This is a genomic window from Klebsiella sp. MPUS7 (assembly GCF_009905335.1).
In the GTDB taxonomy this organism is placed as follows: domain Bacteria; phylum Pseudomonadota; class Gammaproteobacteria; order Enterobacterales; family Enterobacteriaceae; genus Klebsiella; species Klebsiella grimontii.
Genome location: NZ_CP047604.1, coordinates 2098487 through 2114176, shown reverse-complemented (window position 1 = coordinate 2114176; position 15690 = coordinate 2098487). Strand labels below are relative to the sequence as shown.

Genomic DNA, 15690 nt, shown 5'->3' with positions numbered 1-15690 from the left:
CTCAGGCATCGCGCTGCCAGCAGTGAATAGCAAAATCGGTCTGGCAGTCAAACAGCGCCTGCTGGCGCAGCGCCTCCCTCACCGGCGGCTTCGCCCGCCACGCAAACGGCGTCATTTGCAGTAAAGCTTCCGCCTCGCTGCCGTTAAGCTGCATCGGATAGGCCAGCTGCTGCTGGTGACGTAAGGTAAATCCTGCCATCTCTTCCCTGCTCTGCGCGTGCAAACGCACGTCGTCGTAGATCAACCCTTTCAGCTCCATCAGGTGGCGAGGTCCCGGCGTCGCGGTGATAACCCAGCCGCCGGGCCTGACAACGCGCGCCAGCTCAAGGGCATTGCAGGGAGCATAAATACGTACTATCGCGTCCAGGCTCGCATTCTCAAACGGCAAACGCTGGCTGGAAGCGACGCAAAAGCTGACCTGCGGATAACGTTTCGCCGCCGCGCGGATAGCCGATTTCGACACATCCAGGCCCCAGCTATGGGCCGCAATGGCGGCAAAAGCGTGCGTGTAGTAGCCTTCCCCGCAGCCAATATCCAGTAAATCCGTCGGTGCGAAGGTTTGTAGATAAGCGCAGATAGCGTCGCGAAGCGGCTGATAGTGCCCCGCGTCGAGGAACGCGCGCCGGGCCTGCATCATTTCAGCGCTGTCGCCCGGATCGCGGGAGCGCTTAAACTGCACCGGCAGCAAATTGACGTACCCTTCCTTCGCCAGATCGAACTGATGCCGCTGCAGGCAGATATAGCTATTATCGCGGCGCTCAAGCGGCGCGTGGCAAAGTGGGCAACTGTAAGACATGACAACTCCGGTGTGCTGAAAGGGCGAAAGTGTAGCGCTATTCGCCCCTCCAGGCCACCGTTACAGCGCAGGCGACAGGGCTCCGTCGCGATGCATCACGATAAGATTTTCCGCCCCCTGCGGCATCCCATCGGGCATAACGTTCTCCAGGCGCAGCACATCCCCCATAATCTGGCTGAATACCGGCGCCGAAACCGCCCCGCCGTAATACGAACCGTTGCTGGGATCGTTCATCACGACCACCAGCGCGAATTTCGGATTACTGGCGGGCGCAACGCCGGCGGTATAGGCAACGTACTTATCGATATATTTACCATCCGGCCCGATTTTTTTGGCGGTACCGGTTTTTACCGCCACCCGATAGTCGCGTACCGCCGCTTTGGTCCCGCCGCCGCCCGGTAAAGCGACGCTCTCCATCATATGTTCGACTTCATGCACGATTCGCTCCGGCATCACCCGGGTACCCATCACCGGCGGATCAATACGGGTTATCGATAGCGGACGCTCGATACCGTAACTGCCGATAGTGGCATACACGTGCGCCAGCTGGAGCGGCGTGACCATCAGACCGTAGCCGAAGGCGAATGTCGCCCGGTCCAGCTGACCCCAATAGCGGCGCTGCGGCATCAGCCCGGCGCTCTCGCCGGTCAAACCCAGGCCGGTAGAGTCGCCAAAACCGAACGCTTTATAGGTATCGATAAGATGCTGAATCGGCATCGCCAGCGACAAATGCGAAACCCCGGTATCGCTGGATTTTTGCAGAATACCGGTGAGGGAGAGTTCAGGATAGTAACCCACGTCGCGAATACGATGACCATCGAGGACAAACGGATGAGTATCCACCACGCTATCTGGCTGAACAATGCCCTGCTGGAGCGCGGTCATCAGCACCAGCGGTTTAACCGTCGACCCCGGCTCGAAAGTATCGCTGATGGCGCGATTGCGAAAATCATCCAGCTTCGCATCATCGCGATTGTTCGGGTTGAAGTCCGGGTAGCTGGCCATCGACAGAATCTCCCCGGTATCGATTTTAATTAATACCGCCGCCCCTGAATCCGCTTTGTTCCAGCGCACGGCGTTATCCAGCGCGTCCTCGGTCACCGTTTGCAGACGTTCATCGATACTGAGCTGCAAATTGTGGGCCGGAACCGCCGGGACTTCGGTGATATTTTCGATGACGTTGCCGTGCCGGTCTTTACGCACCAGACGACGACCGGGCTGACCGGTCAACTGGGCGTTAAAGCTTTTCTCTACGCCTTCGATACCCTGGTTATCAATATTGGTAAAACCCAGCAGATTAGCGGCAACGTGCCCCGCCGGATAAAAGCGGCGCGACTCATCGCGCAGATTGATCCCCGGCAGGTGAAGCTTATCAATCCACTCCGCCTGCTCCGGATTGATCTGGCGCGCCAGGTAGAGAAACCGCGCGTGAGGATGCGCTTCGACGCGGTGGGCCAGCTCGCTAAGGTTGAGATGTAAAGCTTGCGCCATTGCCTGCCAGCGCGGACCGTAGCCGACGCCCCCCTTTTCGAGCGTGGTTTGCGGATCGACCCAGACGGCGCTCACCGGCACGCTGACCGCCAGCGGTCGGCCCTCGCGGTCGCTAATCATGCCGCGCTGCACATCAATAGGCTCCTCGCGCAGCGATCGCATGTCCTCTTGTTTAACCAGATTGTCAGGGGAGACAATTTGTAGCCAGCCGACCCGGACCAACAGCAGTCCCATACAGCAAAGAATCGCCACGCACAACAACCCAAACCTTAGCGGGGTAAAGTTGGCGGCTGACTTAAGTTTGTTCTTTTGCACCTTAGCTCCATCATTATTTTGCAAGCATCTGATTTAACAGAAATAGACAAAACAGATTGCTAAACAGTGCTAATAACGATGTTGATTTGCAACAAAGCGCAACGGAGGGTGGTAAATGGACATGTTTTGCAATAAATGCTAAAAAGCCCCGCAGTTGCGAGGCTTTCTTACAAGATTCAGTGGTCTTAAATCAGATAGCAGTTACGTTAACTGCAGCTGGACCTTTCTGGCCGTCCTGAATTTCGAACTCAACGTTCTGGCCTTCAGCCAGAGTTTTGAAACCGTTACCCTGGATAGCGGAGAAGTGTACAAACACATCTTTGCTGCCATCAGCCGGAGTAATGAAGCCAAAACCTTTAGACTCGTTGAACCACTTAACTTGACCTTTAATCTTTGCCATTTGCAAAATTCCTTAGACTGTTTTCTTCGCCCGTGGGGCGCTTACATAGATAAAACTGACACATGACTGCATGAGGCACTAATATAAGGTTCGGCAGAGAAGCGGTATTCAACGACAACGTGTTTACTCAGGACTTCTTTACTGAAAATGCCACACATAAACAGAACTGTACCTCGTTTAACCCGAAACGTGTTATCACATACTACGTAAATAATGGCAAGCCATTTTTAGACGGGTCTCGATCGCTCGCACAGATTATAAGGGAATCATTTGATCGCCTGCACATTTATGCGACTTTGCTCGCTCCGACTTATCCTTATCGCGTCCTGCTTGCGCCCCCGGGATATCCTCTCTTGCGGCCACTTATCCGTCGTAGCTCAACGACTTCAGAGCCCCCGTCCCCGGCTGCAGTGAAACCGCCAATTTTAGGGGGAGACAAAAGTCACTGCATAAAGATGCATATAAAAGCTCATAACGATAGATGAAAAATTGCTTTAACGCAGTCATTTCATAATATCGAAACGCGTAAATTGAAGAGCTTAAAATATTGTCTATACTAATATTCCACGACAATAATGAAGAGCTGATGACAGCGAAGTCCGACTATTCTTTTATTTGATTAATTAAACAAAGCAATATAAGGCGGAGTGGGAAAGCCGCTTCCGCTGGCCCGTGCGTGCGAAAAAAAGCTGAAGAGGTTTTATAGATAAGAATAAGTTATACAACCGGGTGAGATACAGGCGCACACCGCAAACGTGCGCACCTGTCGGTCGGATCAGCGCTCTGCAACAAGACGGATGAAATCGTCGTCGCCTTTTCCCTTTTCGGCTACTGAAGGTTCAGCGGCGATCTCCTTCTCAGGCGCATTGGCCTCACAGAGACGGCGCAGCAGCGCGTTTTGCCGCTTTTGCTGATCCAGCAGCGCCTGCAGCAGCGCTATCTGCTCATTGGCGCGCGAACTGGCACGATTAACAAAAAACCATAACAACAGGCCGACAAGCAGCAGCACAACAGAAAGCGCCACGGATGCCAGGCTTACAATCCCAGGATTTAGTAACTCACTCATTTCACCACCTCAAAGAGAAGGCGCTCATTCTACCACCCGCGCAGCAGAAGAAAATCAATCATATTAAAAATGTCTTACCAGGGAATAAATTTATTGATAGTGCAGATGCCGCTGAAGAACTGTACATCCTGATCGCACATTACGTTAAGCATCTGAGTCCATAGCAGTAAGCAACCTGCAATGATGACTGTCAGCAAAACCCACCGTAATTTTTTCACTCCACACTCCGCATCAGTATCAGATGTCGCCAGGATAACATGACCTTCTTAAACCGCGGCTAACTGTAATACGAAAGGCAAGTTTAGGAATCATAGACTTGTTTCAACTGGTGTTCATGCCAGAATGGACGCAAGGATAATACAAATAATGAGGCAACAATGCGATTGATCATTCGTACCATTGTGGTGCTGGCTATCTTGTGGATTGGCGTGTTATTAAGCGGTTACGGCGTATTAATGGGCAGCAGTGAGAACGCCGGGGGGCTGGGATTGCAGTGTAAATATCTCACGGCTCGCGGCATCAGTACCGCACAGTATGTTCATTCCAGCAGCGGTATTATCGGCATCACCGATTGCCCTATTCTGCGTAAAAGCGCCACGGTGGTTGATAACGGCTAGTCGCGAGCGGGCTACAGATTCTGTAGCCCGATTCACGCACAAATCAGAACGGATAATCGTTATAGCCCATCTGTTCGGAAATTTTACGCGCCGCCGTATGCAGCATCGCGACATACTCGTTCAGGCGCTCTTCCGAGAAACGCAGCGTCGGGAAAGAGATACTCAGACCGGCGATAACCACGCCGAAGCGGTCGAAAACCGGCACCCCGATGCAGCGCAGCCCTTCTTCCTGCTCTTCGTTATCTTCGCCATATCCCTGCTCGCGGACCTTATCCAGAACCGCCAGCAGCTCTTCGGTGCTGGTGATGGTCCGATCGGTGCTGCGTTTGTACTCCACGCCTTCCAGAATCTGCTCAACCTCGGAACGATCGCGCCAGGCCAGCAGCACTTTACCGATCGCGGTGCTGTACAGCGGGTTACGACGCCCAATGCGCGAGTACATGCGCAAATTGTACATTGAGTCGATTTTGTGGATGTAAACGATGCTGTCTTCATCCAGGGCGCCCAGGTGGACGGTCTCTTTCGTCAGGCGTGAAAGCTCGCGCATCTGAATATCAGCGCTACGTACCAAATCAACGTTCTGCAAAGCCCGCGCGCCAAGTTCAAAGAGTTTCAGGGTCAGAGAATATTTCTCGGATTCGCCTTCCTGAGCCACGTACCCCAGCGATTTCATGGTCTGCAAAAAGCGATAAACGGTGCTTTTTGACATCATGACGCGCTGGGACAGTTCGGTAATGCCAATTTCACGCTCTTCGCCAAGCGCCTGCAGGATGCCAAAAACCTTCAATACCGAAGAGACAGAATCTGGCTGTTTATCCAAATCTGCAACTGCCATTTATCACCTCATCGCAACTGTTTTATAAAAATTAGAACCGGTTTTTATTATAAATTCGCATCCCGCGAGCCGCAATCGTTCTTCTGCCTATTCGTTACAAATCTGCGACATGCCGCTGAATAATCAATGCTAAAATTATTACCCAGTTAATAGTCCCCGATAAGATACAGACCTCACATGGATAAAAAACTCTCCGATGGGCTGCCTTTACCGCAGCGTTACGGTGCCATTCTGACCATTGTATTAGGCCTGTCGATGGCGGTGCTGGATGGCGCGATCGCCAACGTCGCCCTGCCGACCATCGCCAGCGATTTAAACGCGTCCCCGGCATCCTCTATCTGGATAGTGAATGCCTACCAAATCGCCATTGTTATCGCGCTGCTGCCGCTCTCTTTCCTCGGCGATATGGTCGGCTATCGGCGTATTTATAAAATCGGCCTGGCGCTTTTTACCTTCACGTCGCTGGCCTGCGCCCTCTCCACAAGCCTGGAAATGCTGACCCTGGCGCGCGTGGCGCAGGGCCTCGGCGGCGCGGCGCTGATGAGCGTTAACACCGCCCTTATTCGCCTGATTTATCCCCAGCGTTTTCTCGGCCGCGGAATGGGGATCAACTCTTTCGTGGTGGCGGTCTCCTCCGCGGCGGGACCGACCATCGCCGCCGCGATTCTCTCGATGGCTTCATGGCAATGGCTGTTTTTGATTAACGTTCCGCTGGGCATTATTTCCCTGCTCCTCGCGATTCGCTATCTGCCCGCCAACGCGGGCCGCAGCAAGGTCACCCGCTTCGACCTGCCGAGCGCGATCATGAATGCCCTCACCTTTGGTTTACTGATTACCGCGCTCGGCGGTTTCGCCCAGGGCCAGTCCGGCGAACTGGTTGCGGCGGAGATCGTTGCCATGCTGGTCGTCGGATTCTTTTTTGTCCGCCGTCAGCTCAGGATGCCGGTCCCCCTGCTGCCGATTGACCTGCTGCGTATCTCGCTATTCTCTCTGTCAATTTGTACCTCGATATGCTCCTTCTGCGCCCAGATGCTGGCCATGGTTTCACTGCCGTTCTTCCTGCAGTCAATGATGGGACGCAGCGAGGTGGAAACCGGTCTGCTGCTGACGCCGTGGCCGCTGGCCACCATGGTGATGGCGCCGCTGGCAGGCTATTTGATTGAGAAAGTTCACGCCGGGCTGCTGGGCGCGATTGGCCTTCTCGTCATGGCCTGCGGCCTGTTCGGCCTGGCTTTACTGCCCTCCGCCCCCACGGATCTGGATATTATCTGGCGCATGGCGCTCTGCGGCGCGGGCTTTGGTCTGTTCCAGTCGCCCAACAATCACACCATCGTCTCTTCAGCGCCGGCTCATCGTAGCGGCGGCGCAAGCGGCATGCTGGGGACCGCGCGCCTGCTTGGGCAGAGTACCGGCGCCGCGCTGGTGGCGCTGCTGTTTAATCTGTCAGGAAATAGCGGAACCCACACCGCTCTTATGCTGGCCGGGATCCTTGCCGTTGTCGCCGCGGCCGTCAGCGGGCTGCGCGTCACGCAGCCGCGCGCCAGGCTGTAGCCCTTAATCGACATAAAAAAATCCGCAGCCCGAAGGTTGCGGATTTTTGTTTTATTACAGCCGGGAACAGAGCGTTACTTCAGATATTCGCCGCTGCGCAGGGCTTCAATACGCTTATCCAGAGGCGGGTGAGTCATAAACAGCTCGCTCATGGATTTCGCTTTACCGTTAATGCAGAACGCCATCATGCTGCTGGCTTCCTGCGGCTCATAGCTGGTTTTCAGGCGCTGCAGCGCGGCGATCATTTTCTCACGCCCGACCAGTTTTGCTGAACCGGCGTCGGCATGGAACTCGCGGTAGCGGGAGAACCACATGGTGATGATGCTCGCCAGAATACCAAATACCAGCTCCAGCACCGTAGCGACCGCAAAATAGATCAGCGGGTTGCCGTTGCTGTTTTCACCTTCATCCCGGTTGCCGCCGAGAAAGCCCGCCGCAATCTGCGCGATAACGCGCGAGATAAAGATAACGAAGGTGTTCACCACCCCCTGAATCAACGTCATGGTAACCATGTCACCGTTGGCAATATGGCTAATCTCATGCGCAATGACCGCTTCCGCTTCATCACGGCTCATGTTCTGCAGCAGCCCGGTACTGACGGCCACCAGCGACGCGTCGCGGCGCGCGCCGGTCGCAAAGGCGTTAATATCCGGCGCATGGTAGATAGCCACCTGCGGCATACCAATGCCCGCCTGCCGCGCCTGCTGCGCGACGGTATTCATTAGCCAGCGCTCGGTTTCATTACGCGGCTGCTCAATGACTTCCCCACCCACCGATTTCAGCGCCATCCATTTCGACATCAGCAGCGAAACGATTGAACCGCCGAAACCAAACAACAGCGCCATGATCAGCAGCCCGGTCATGCTGCTTGACTGAATTCCCGTCAGGCTTAGCACCAGCCCGAACACCACCATCACTGCCAGGTTGGTCAGCAGGAAAAGCGCGATTCGCATCATAATTTTCTTTTAACCTCGATTTAACAAAACGCACTATGCGATTACCCACATGGTATGGGTAGGACGCCAATTTTCAACCATCAGGCCCCGCTAAGTCACGAGAAAGACACAACTTTACATTTTGTAGCATATTGCTGACGCTGGGCAAAAGCGTTGACATTTTGTTGAATTCAGGCCGTCAGAGTTGGCAAGGACGGAAAAGAAAACGGGCACAAATTATTGTGCCCGTTGGGGATTTATTTACTGGCCGGGGGCTCTACCGCGGGCCGATCCTTTTCCTCATGGGCCAGGTCGAGCGCAATGTGAACCGTTTCATCAAGATACGGATCGGGCTCCTGGTAATCCTTCGGCAGATCTTCCAACTTCTTCAGTAACGGCTTGCCTTCGCGTTTCAGGCGATCGTTAACGCGGGCCAGACGAATCGCATCATCTTCTTCGTTCTCCTTTTCACGCTGCGCGTAGTTCAGGGAGACGATGTTGCGTTTGTCTTTCATCGCGTTATAGCGAGCAATGTCCTTCATGATGTACTGGAATTCAGGATCTTTAGCGATACGCGCATCGTGACGTTTGAGCAGCTCCGGCCCAAACGGCGTCAGGTCACCGTATTTCACGTAGGTTGCCGCATTGACGCTGTCCCACGGTAGCGCGTTATCTTCATACTGCTCACCGGTTTCACGCTCTTCCGTTCCGGTCGGCATCATGATGTCCGGCGTCACACCCTTACGCTGAGTACTACCGCCATTGATGCGATAGAATTTCTGAATGGTGTACTGTACGGAGCCCAGCGCCGGCCAGTCAGGACGCAGCATCTGATCGTAGATACGGTTCAGCGAACGGTACTGCTGGACGGTCCCCTTGCCAAAGGTCGGCTCCCCGACGATCAGCGCGCGACCGTAGTCCTGCATCGCGGCGGCGAAAATTTCAGAAGCCGAGGCGCTGAAACGGTCGACCAGCACCACCAGCGGGCCTTTGTAGTACACCACGCCGTCGGTATCGCTGTCTTCGCGCACTTTACCGTTATTATCGCGCACCTGAACAACCGGACCGGATGGAATAAACAGACCAGAAAGCGAAACCGCTTCGGTCAGCGCTCCGCCGCCGTTGCTGCGCAGGTCGATAACGATGCTGCTGACGTTCTGTTTCTCCAGCTTCTGCAGCTGAACCTTCACGTCATCCGTCAGGCCAACATAGAAACCCGGGATATCCAGCACGCCAACTTTTTCTTTGCCGACGGTTTTGACGGTCATTTTAACCGCGCGGTCTTCAAGACGGATGCGTTCGCGCGTGAGGGTAACAATCCGCGTTTTCGCGCCTTTACCCGCAGGCAGGATCTCCAGGCGAACCTTGCTGCCCTTTGGACCTTTGATTAACGCGACCACGTCATCAAGACGCCAGCCGATCACATCAACCATGCCTTTACCCGGCTGGCCGACGCCAACGATACGGTCACCCACGCTGATGGCTTTACTCTTCGCCGCAGGACCGCCGGCCACCAGCGAATTGATCACCGTGTAGTCGTCATCCATCTGCAATACCGCGCCGATACCTTCGAGAGACAGGCTCATTTCGGTATTGAACTGCTCGGTATTGCGCGGTGAGAGATAGTTGGTATGCGGGTCGATTTCACGCGCAAAGGCGGTCATCGCCAGTGAGAAAACATCTTCGCTGTTGGTTTGCGCCAGACGGCGAATGGCAAACTTGTAGCGGCGGGTTAAGGTTTCGCGAATCTCTTTATCATCTTTGCCCGCCAGCTTCAGGCTGAGCTGATCGAACTTCACCTTGGCATCCCACAGCGCATTCAGCTCGGCTTCATCTTTCGGCCAGGGCGACTTGCTGCGGTCAAGGTTAAAGTTATCATTGCCGGCAAAGTCCATCGGACGTTCCAGCACTTTCAATGCATATTGATAACGCTCGAAACGACGTTTCTGCGCCAGGTTATACAGGTCGTAAAAAACGTCCAGCTTCCCGCTGCGCAGCTCATCGCCGATTTGATTCTTTTTCGCGGCAAACTGCGCCACGTCGCTGGCCAACAGCACGTTATGGCTGTAATCCAGCAGGTTCAGATAACGATCGAAAATTTTTGCCGAAAAGGCATTGTCGAGATCGAACTGACGGTAGTGGGAACGGGTAAAGCGCGATGTCACGCGCTCGCTCACCGTTGCGTGCTGCGGCTCTTCTTTCAGCACGGGGATTTGATCAATCCGGGTTATATCGTCCACGGCGAACGACTGGCCTGCGATTACCAGCAGGCCCGCCAACGCGGTGAGCTTAAAGAATTTGTTCATGCCTGGCCCGGCCTCCGTTTCAGAACACCAGGTGTTCTGCGCGTACAATCATTGACATACCAGAAGTCAGCTGTACACGAACGCCATCTTTGGTGATTTCCAGGACGGTGGCGTCCATTGCATTATTACCTGCTTTCACCTTCAGTGCCTGGCCAACGGTCAATACAGACACATCTGATACAGGGGTATGACGCTCTTCGCGCGGCGCTTTAGCTGCTGGTGCCGGGCGCGGTTTACGCTGCTCAGCGCCTTCTTTACGACGCGCCTGAGCCTGAGGACGAGGTTTACGCTCGCGACGAGCCCCCTCTTCCGGCTGGCCAGCGGCGGCGGCTTCGCGTTTTTTCGCTTGCTGCGCTTCACGTTGCGCCTGGACGCGGGCTTTTGCTTCTTCAAGCTGCTGGCGGGCGTGAGCGACATGCTGCTCTTCCAGTTCGCCGCACGGGTTGCCGTCGAGGTCAACGCGGACTGCGCCAGGCTTAACGCCGTACAGGTAGCGCCAGCTCGAAGTATAAAGACGCAGTGCAGCGCGAAGTTGGGTTTTGCTGAGATTCATCTCTCCGCCAACGCGCTCAACGAGATCCTGAAAAATACCGACTTTCAGGGGGCGAGCTTCGCCTTCAGCGCTAAAACACTGAGGGAAGCGTTCGGCCAGAAACGCAATGACTTCTTTACTGCTATTCAACTTAGGTTGATTTTCCATGAAATTTCCTGATTACAACGGACGTAGCCAACAAGCCGCAGGCATGAACAGGCGTCATTATAATGACGTCATCGGTAAATGCTACGTTATCCGTTGATTATCCTGCGACGCGGGTGAATATTTTTTGATAATCAGTCGCAGAAATGAGTTTTTCCAGATGCGCGACCAGTTCTGCCAGCCCCTGCTCATCTTCAGCGGTGAAGCGGGAATGGGCCGTGCTATCGATATCCAGCACGCCGATAGTCCGATCGTTCACCCGTAACGGGAAGACTATTTCCGAATTACTGGCGGCGTCGCAGGCGATGTGACCATCAAAGGCGTGAACGTCTTCTACCCGCTGCACGCGATTCTGCGCAACGGCAGCGCCGCATACGCCGCGCCCTACCGGAATCCGCACGCAGGCCAGCTTGCCCTGGAACGGGCCAAGGACCAGCGTATCGCCTTCCAGGAGATAAAAACCGGCCCAGTTCACTTCAGCCAGCCGCTCGAACAGCAGCGCGCTGGTATTTGAAATCATGGCCAGAAAACTGGTTTCGCCTGCCATTAACGCCTGAAAATCGCGGTTCAGATCCGCGTAGAATTCTTGTTTGTTCATTATTTATTCGCTTAGTTGTCTTACTACCTTACACTTACAGCCTAATAAAATAAGCTTTAAATGCATTCATGCTCAAGATGAATTCATTCCTGAGTTAAGATAGAGAGATACACTCATTTCTGTAAGCTATAAATGCCACTAAAAACACCCAGGATTACGCCAGCAAAAAAAATGATCGTCTACTCGGTCAGCGCGCCTGTTGAGCACGCACACTATCAGCGCTGCCCGCAGTGCGATCTGCTGTTTCGTTTACCGGTCCTCAAAAAGAATCAAAGCGCCTGGTGTCCTCGCTGCAACGCCAAAGTGCGCGATGGCCGCGACTGGTCGCTTACCCGGCTGGGCAGCATGGCGATCGCGATGCTGCTGCTGATGCCTTTTGCCTGGAGCGAACCGCTTCTGCGCTTACATCTCTTAGGCGTGCGCATCGACGCTAACGTCCTTCAGGGCATCTGGCAAATGACCGGCCAGGGCGATCCGCTCACGGCGGCGATGGTGCTGTTTTGCGCGGTCGTCGCGCCGGTGCTGCTGGTCGTCTCAATCGCCTACCTGTGGCTGGGTAACGTGCTGGGCATGAATCTGCGCCCGATACTGCTGATGCTGGAGCGGCTCAAAGAGTGGGTGATGCTGGATATTTACCTGGTCGGTATCGGCGTCGCCTCAATCAAAGTACAAGATTACGCCTTTCTGCAGCCCGGCATCGGGCTTATCGCCTATATCGCGCTCACCCTGCTCAGCATCCTGACGCTTATTCATATGAACGTTGAGGAGCTGTGGGAGCGTTTTTATCCCCAGCGCCCGGCGCTGCGGCCGGACAATAATCTCCAGGTTTGTCTCGGCTGTCATTATACCGGACATCGTGATTCCCGCGGGCGCTGCCGCCGCTGTCACACGCCCCTGCGCCACAGGCGCCGCCAAAGCCTGCAAAAGAGCTGGGCCGCGCTGATCGCGTCGATGGTTTTCCTGCTGCCTGCCAACCTGCTGCCGATCTCGATTATCTACGTCAACGGCGCGCGCCAGGACGACACCATTCTTTCCGGCATTATGTCGCTGGCCAGCAGCAACGTGGCCATCGCCGGAGTGGTGTTCATCGCCAGTATTCTGGTCCCATTCACCAAAGTTATTGTATTGTTTACCCTGCTGGTCAGCATACAATTCAAGTGTGAACAGGGGTTACGTACCCGCATCCTGCTGCTGCGGCTGATTACCTGGATCGGCCGCTGGTCTATGTTGGATCTTTTTGTCATCGCATTAACCATGTCGCTGATCAACCGCGATCAGCTCCTCGCGTTTACGATGGGGCCCGCCGCGGTCTATTTTGGCGCCGCGGTAATATTAACTATCCTTGCTGTTGAATGGCTGGACAGCCGCTTACTTTGGGACGCACATGAGTCAGGAAACGCCCGCTTCGCCGACTGAAGCCAAAATTAAAACTAAACGCCGCATTTCGCCCTTCTGGCTGCTGCCGGTCATTGCGCTACTGATTGCCGGTTGGCTGATATGGACCAGCTATCAGGATCGCGGTACGACGATCGTTATCGACTTCCAGTCGGCCAACGGTATCGTTCCTGGGCGCACGCCTATCCGCTATCAGGGGGTAGAAGTCGGTACGGTCGAGAATATCTCGCTGAGTAAAGATCTGAGTAAAATTGAGGTTTCAGCCAGCGTCAAAGGCGATATGAAAGATGCGCTGCGCAAGGAGACGCAGTTCTGGCTGGTGACGCCGAAAGCTTCTCTTGCCGGCGTGTCGGGCCTCGATGCGCTGGTTGGCGGCAACTATATCGGCATGATGCCCGGCCAGGGCGAGCCTGAGGATCACTTTGTCGCTCTCGACACCCAGCCGAAGTATCACATCAATAACGGCGAGCTGATGATTCATCTCAAGTCAGCGGATTTGGGCTCGTTAACCAGCGGCTCGCTGGTCTATTTCCGCAAAATTCCGGTCGGCCGAGTGTATGACTACGCTATTAACCCGAACAATCAGGGCGTCACGATTGACGTACTGATCGAGCGCCGTTTCACGAACCTGGTGAAAAAAGAGAGCCGTTTCTGGAACGTCTCCGGCGTGAAAGCAGATGTCAGCCTGAGCGGCGCGAAGGTCCAGCTGGATAGCCTCTCGGCGCTGGTGAACGGCGCCATCGCCTTTGATTCCCCCGATGACTCTGCGCAGGCTCAGCAGAACACGGATTATCATTTATATGAAGACCTGGCGCACAGCCAGCGTGGGGTGGTGGTCAAACTGGATCTTCCCGACGGCGCGGGCTTAAAAGCCGGCTCTACGCCGCTGATGTACCAGGGTCTCGAGGTTGGCCAGCTCAGCAAGATGAATCTCAATTCCGACGGGAAAGTGACCGGCGAAATGACCGTCGATCCGAGCGTTGTCAGCCTGCTGCGCGAGAAGACGCTGATTCAGATGAAGAAGCCGAAAATCTCTCTGGATAACCCCAGCGTCAGCGCCCTGCTGACTGGCACTACCTTTGAACTGGTCCCCGGTGAAGGTGAGCCGCGTAACCAGTTTGCGGTACTGCCTGCCGATAAATCCATTCTGGAAGAACCGGATGTCACGACCGTCACGCTCACCGCGCCGGAGAGCTACGGTATCGACGCCGGGCAGCCGCTCATTCTGCACGGCGTACAGATTGGTCAGGTTCTGGAGCGCAAGCTGAACGCCGATGGCGTCACGTTCCAGGTGGCGATTATGCCGGAGTACCGTTCACTGGTTCGCGGCGATAGCAAATTCGTGGTCAACAGCCGGATTGACGTCAAAGTCGGCATTGACGGCGTGCAGTTCCTCGGCGCCAGCGCCAGCGAATGGGTCAACGGCGGGATCCGCATTATTCCGGGCGACAAGGGGGCGATGCAAAGCCGCTATCCGCTGTATGCAAACCAGGAAAAGGCGCTGGAAAACAGCATGAGCGATCTGCCAACCACCACGCTTACGCTCTCAGCCGAGACGCTGCCGGACGTGCAGGCCGGCTCCGTGGTGCTGTACCGTAAATTTGCGGTCGGGGAGATCATCACCGTTCAGCCGCGCAAAAACGCCTTTGAGATCAATATCCATATCAAACCGGAGTATCGCCATCTGCTGACCAGCAACAGCGTGTTCTGGGCCGAAGGCGGCGCCAAAGTGCAGCTTAACGGCAGCGGTCTGACGGTGCAGGCTTCCCCGCTCTCCCGCGCGCTGAAGGGCGCGATTAGCTTTGATAACCTCAGCGGCGCCAGCGCCAGCGCGCGGATCGATAACAAACGGGTGCTGTATGCGTCGGAAACCGCCGCTCGCGCGGTGGGTGGGCAGATAACCCTGCACGCCTTCGACGCCGGTAAAATCGCCGAAGGGATGCCGATTCGCTATCTGGGGATCGATATTGGTCAGATCCAGTCGCTGAATTTAATTACCGCGAAAAACGAAGTGCAGGCGAAAGCGGTGCTCTACCCGGAATACGTCAACACCTTTGCCCGCGCCGGAACGCGTTTCTCGGTGATTACGCCGCAGATTTCCGCGGCGGGCGTTGAACATCTGGATACCCTTTTCCAGGCCTATATCAACGTCGAGCCTGGCCGCGGTTCACCGCGTCGTGATTTCGAAATTCAGGAAACCACGATCAGTGATTCACGCTATATCGACGGCCTGAGCATTATCGTCGAAGTACCGGAAGCGGGTTCGCTGGGTATCGGCACGCCGGTACTGTTCCGCGGGCTCGAAGTGGGCACGGTGACCGGCCTGATGCTCGGTTCGATGTCGGATCGCGTGATGGTACAGCTGCGAATCAGCAAGCGTTATCAGTATCTGGTGCGCAACAACTCGGTGTTCTGGCTGGCTTCCGGCTATAGCCTCGACTTTGGCCTGATTGGCGGGGTGGTGAAAACCGGTACCTTTAATCAGTTCATTCGCGGCGGTATCGCGTTTGCCACGCCTCCGGGTACGCCGCTGGCGCCGAAAGCGCAGGATGGCAAACACTTCCTGCTGCTGGAGAGCGAACCGAAAGAGTGGCGCGAATGGGGCACCGCCCTGCCGCGCTAAGCATAACAGGCTCCGGTGTCCGCCGCCGGAGCCTTTATGGTAAACTACGCCCCCTTTTTTCCTTG

Annotated in this window: 13 protein-coding genes and 2 pseudogenes; 4 read left to right on the top strand and 11 right to left on the bottom strand. The window is 55.2% G+C overall.

Annotated features, from left to right (window positions below):
* Position 1: 1 nt before the first annotated feature.
* The 6 genes and pseudogenes from rlmA to mgrB form a co-directional block, all read right to left on the bottom strand.
* Entirely contained in the window at positions 2–796 is a 795-nt protein-coding gene (gene rlmA, locus GUC22_RS09980; RefSeq protein WP_024359855.1) for a 23S rRNA (guanine(745)-N(1))-methyltransferase, read from the bottom strand.
* A 60-nt stretch (positions 797–856) separates the two neighbouring features.
* Positions 857–2602 (bottom strand): peptidoglycan glycosyltransferase FtsI, encoded by a 1746-nt coding sequence (gene ftsI, locus GUC22_RS09975; protein WP_024359856.1) that lies wholly within the window; start codon positions 2600–2602, stop codon positions 857–859.
* A gap of 190 nt (positions 2603–2792) precedes the next feature.
* Entirely contained in the window at positions 2793–3002 is a 210-nt protein-coding gene (gene cspE, locus GUC22_RS09970) for a transcription antiterminator/RNA stability regulator CspE (protein ID WP_001062678.1), read from the bottom strand.
* A 12-nt stretch (positions 3003–3014) separates the two neighbouring features.
* Positions 3015–3160, bottom strand: a pseudogene (locus GUC22_RS09965) (DUF2627 domain-containing protein).
* A 617-nt stretch (positions 3161–3777) separates the two neighbouring features.
* The gene (locus GUC22_RS09960; protein WP_004134855.1) at positions 3778–4068 is read right to left on the bottom strand and encodes a YebO family protein; all 291 of its coding nucleotides are present in this window, start codon (positions 4066–4068) and stop codon (positions 3778–3780) included.
* A gap of 74 nt (positions 4069–4142) precedes the next feature.
* The gene (gene mgrB / locus GUC22_RS09955) at positions 4143–4286 is read right to left on the bottom strand and encodes a PhoP/PhoQ regulator MgrB (protein WP_004134851.1); all 144 of its coding nucleotides are present in this window, start codon (positions 4284–4286) and stop codon (positions 4143–4145) included.
* Between the two features lie 159 nt (positions 4287–4445).
* Between mgrB and GUC22_RS09950 the strand changes: the two genes are divergently transcribed.
* A complete protein-coding gene (locus GUC22_RS09950; protein ID WP_004122000.1) occupies positions 4446–4685 on the top strand; it encodes a YobH family protein in 240 nt (79 codons plus the stop codon).
* Between the two features lie 43 nt (positions 4686–4728).
* Here the strand turns inward: GUC22_RS09950 and kdgR are convergent, their stop codons facing one another.
* Positions 4729–5520, bottom strand: a complete 792-nt coding sequence (gene kdgR, locus GUC22_RS09945) for a DNA-binding transcriptional regulator KdgR (protein ID WP_004134849.1) — start codon at positions 5518–5520, stop codon at positions 4729–4731.
* 177 nt (positions 5521–5697) lie between these two features.
* Here kdgR and GUC22_RS09940 point away from each other — a divergent pair, with 177 nt between their 5' ends.
* Positions 5698–7071 (top strand): MFS transporter, encoded by a 1374-nt coding sequence (locus tag GUC22_RS09940; RefSeq protein WP_024359857.1) that lies wholly within the window; start codon positions 5698–5700, stop codon positions 7069–7071.
* 74 nt (positions 7072–7145) lie between these two features.
* On the opposite strand, the gene htpX is transcribed toward GUC22_RS09940, so the two are convergent.
* The 4 genes and pseudogenes from htpX to GUC22_RS09920 form a co-directional block, all read right to left on the bottom strand.
* The gene (gene htpX, locus GUC22_RS09935) at positions 7146–8027 is read right to left on the bottom strand and encodes a protease HtpX (protein WP_004122003.1); all 882 of its coding nucleotides are present in this window, start codon (positions 8025–8027) and stop codon (positions 7146–7148) included.
* Between the two features lie 236 nt (positions 8028–8263).
* Complete coding sequence (gene prc / locus GUC22_RS09930; RefSeq protein WP_024359858.1) at positions 8264–10312, bottom strand: carboxy terminal-processing peptidase; 2049 nt, start codon at positions 10310–10312, stop codon at positions 8264–8266.
* Between the two features lie 19 nt (positions 10313–10331).
* A complete protein-coding gene (proQ, locus tag GUC22_RS09925) occupies positions 10332–11012 on the bottom strand; it encodes an RNA chaperone ProQ (protein WP_024359859.1) in 681 nt (226 codons plus the stop codon).
* Positions 11013–11093: 81 nt separating this feature from the next.
* A pseudogene (locus GUC22_RS09920) lies at positions 11094–11607 on the bottom strand (GAF domain-containing protein).
* A 132-nt stretch (positions 11608–11739) separates the two neighbouring features.
* On the opposite strand from GUC22_RS09920, the gene yebS reads away from it, so the two are divergent.
* Together yebS and GUC22_RS09910 are read left to right on the top strand one after the other, a co-directional pair.
* A complete protein-coding gene (gene yebS / locus GUC22_RS09915; protein ID WP_024359860.1) occupies positions 11740–13023 on the top strand; it encodes a membrane integrity lipid transport subunit YebS in 1284 nt (427 codons plus the stop codon).
* Positions 12992–15625 carry a PqiB family protein gene (locus tag GUC22_RS09910; protein ID WP_024359861.1) on the top strand — a complete coding sequence of 878 codons (2634 nt, stop codon included), beginning with the start codon at positions 12992–12994 and terminating at the stop codon, positions 15623–15625. The genes yebS and GUC22_RS09910 overlap by 32 nt, the downstream gene beginning before the upstream one ends.
* The last annotated feature ends 65 nt before the right edge of the window (positions 15626–15690 follow it).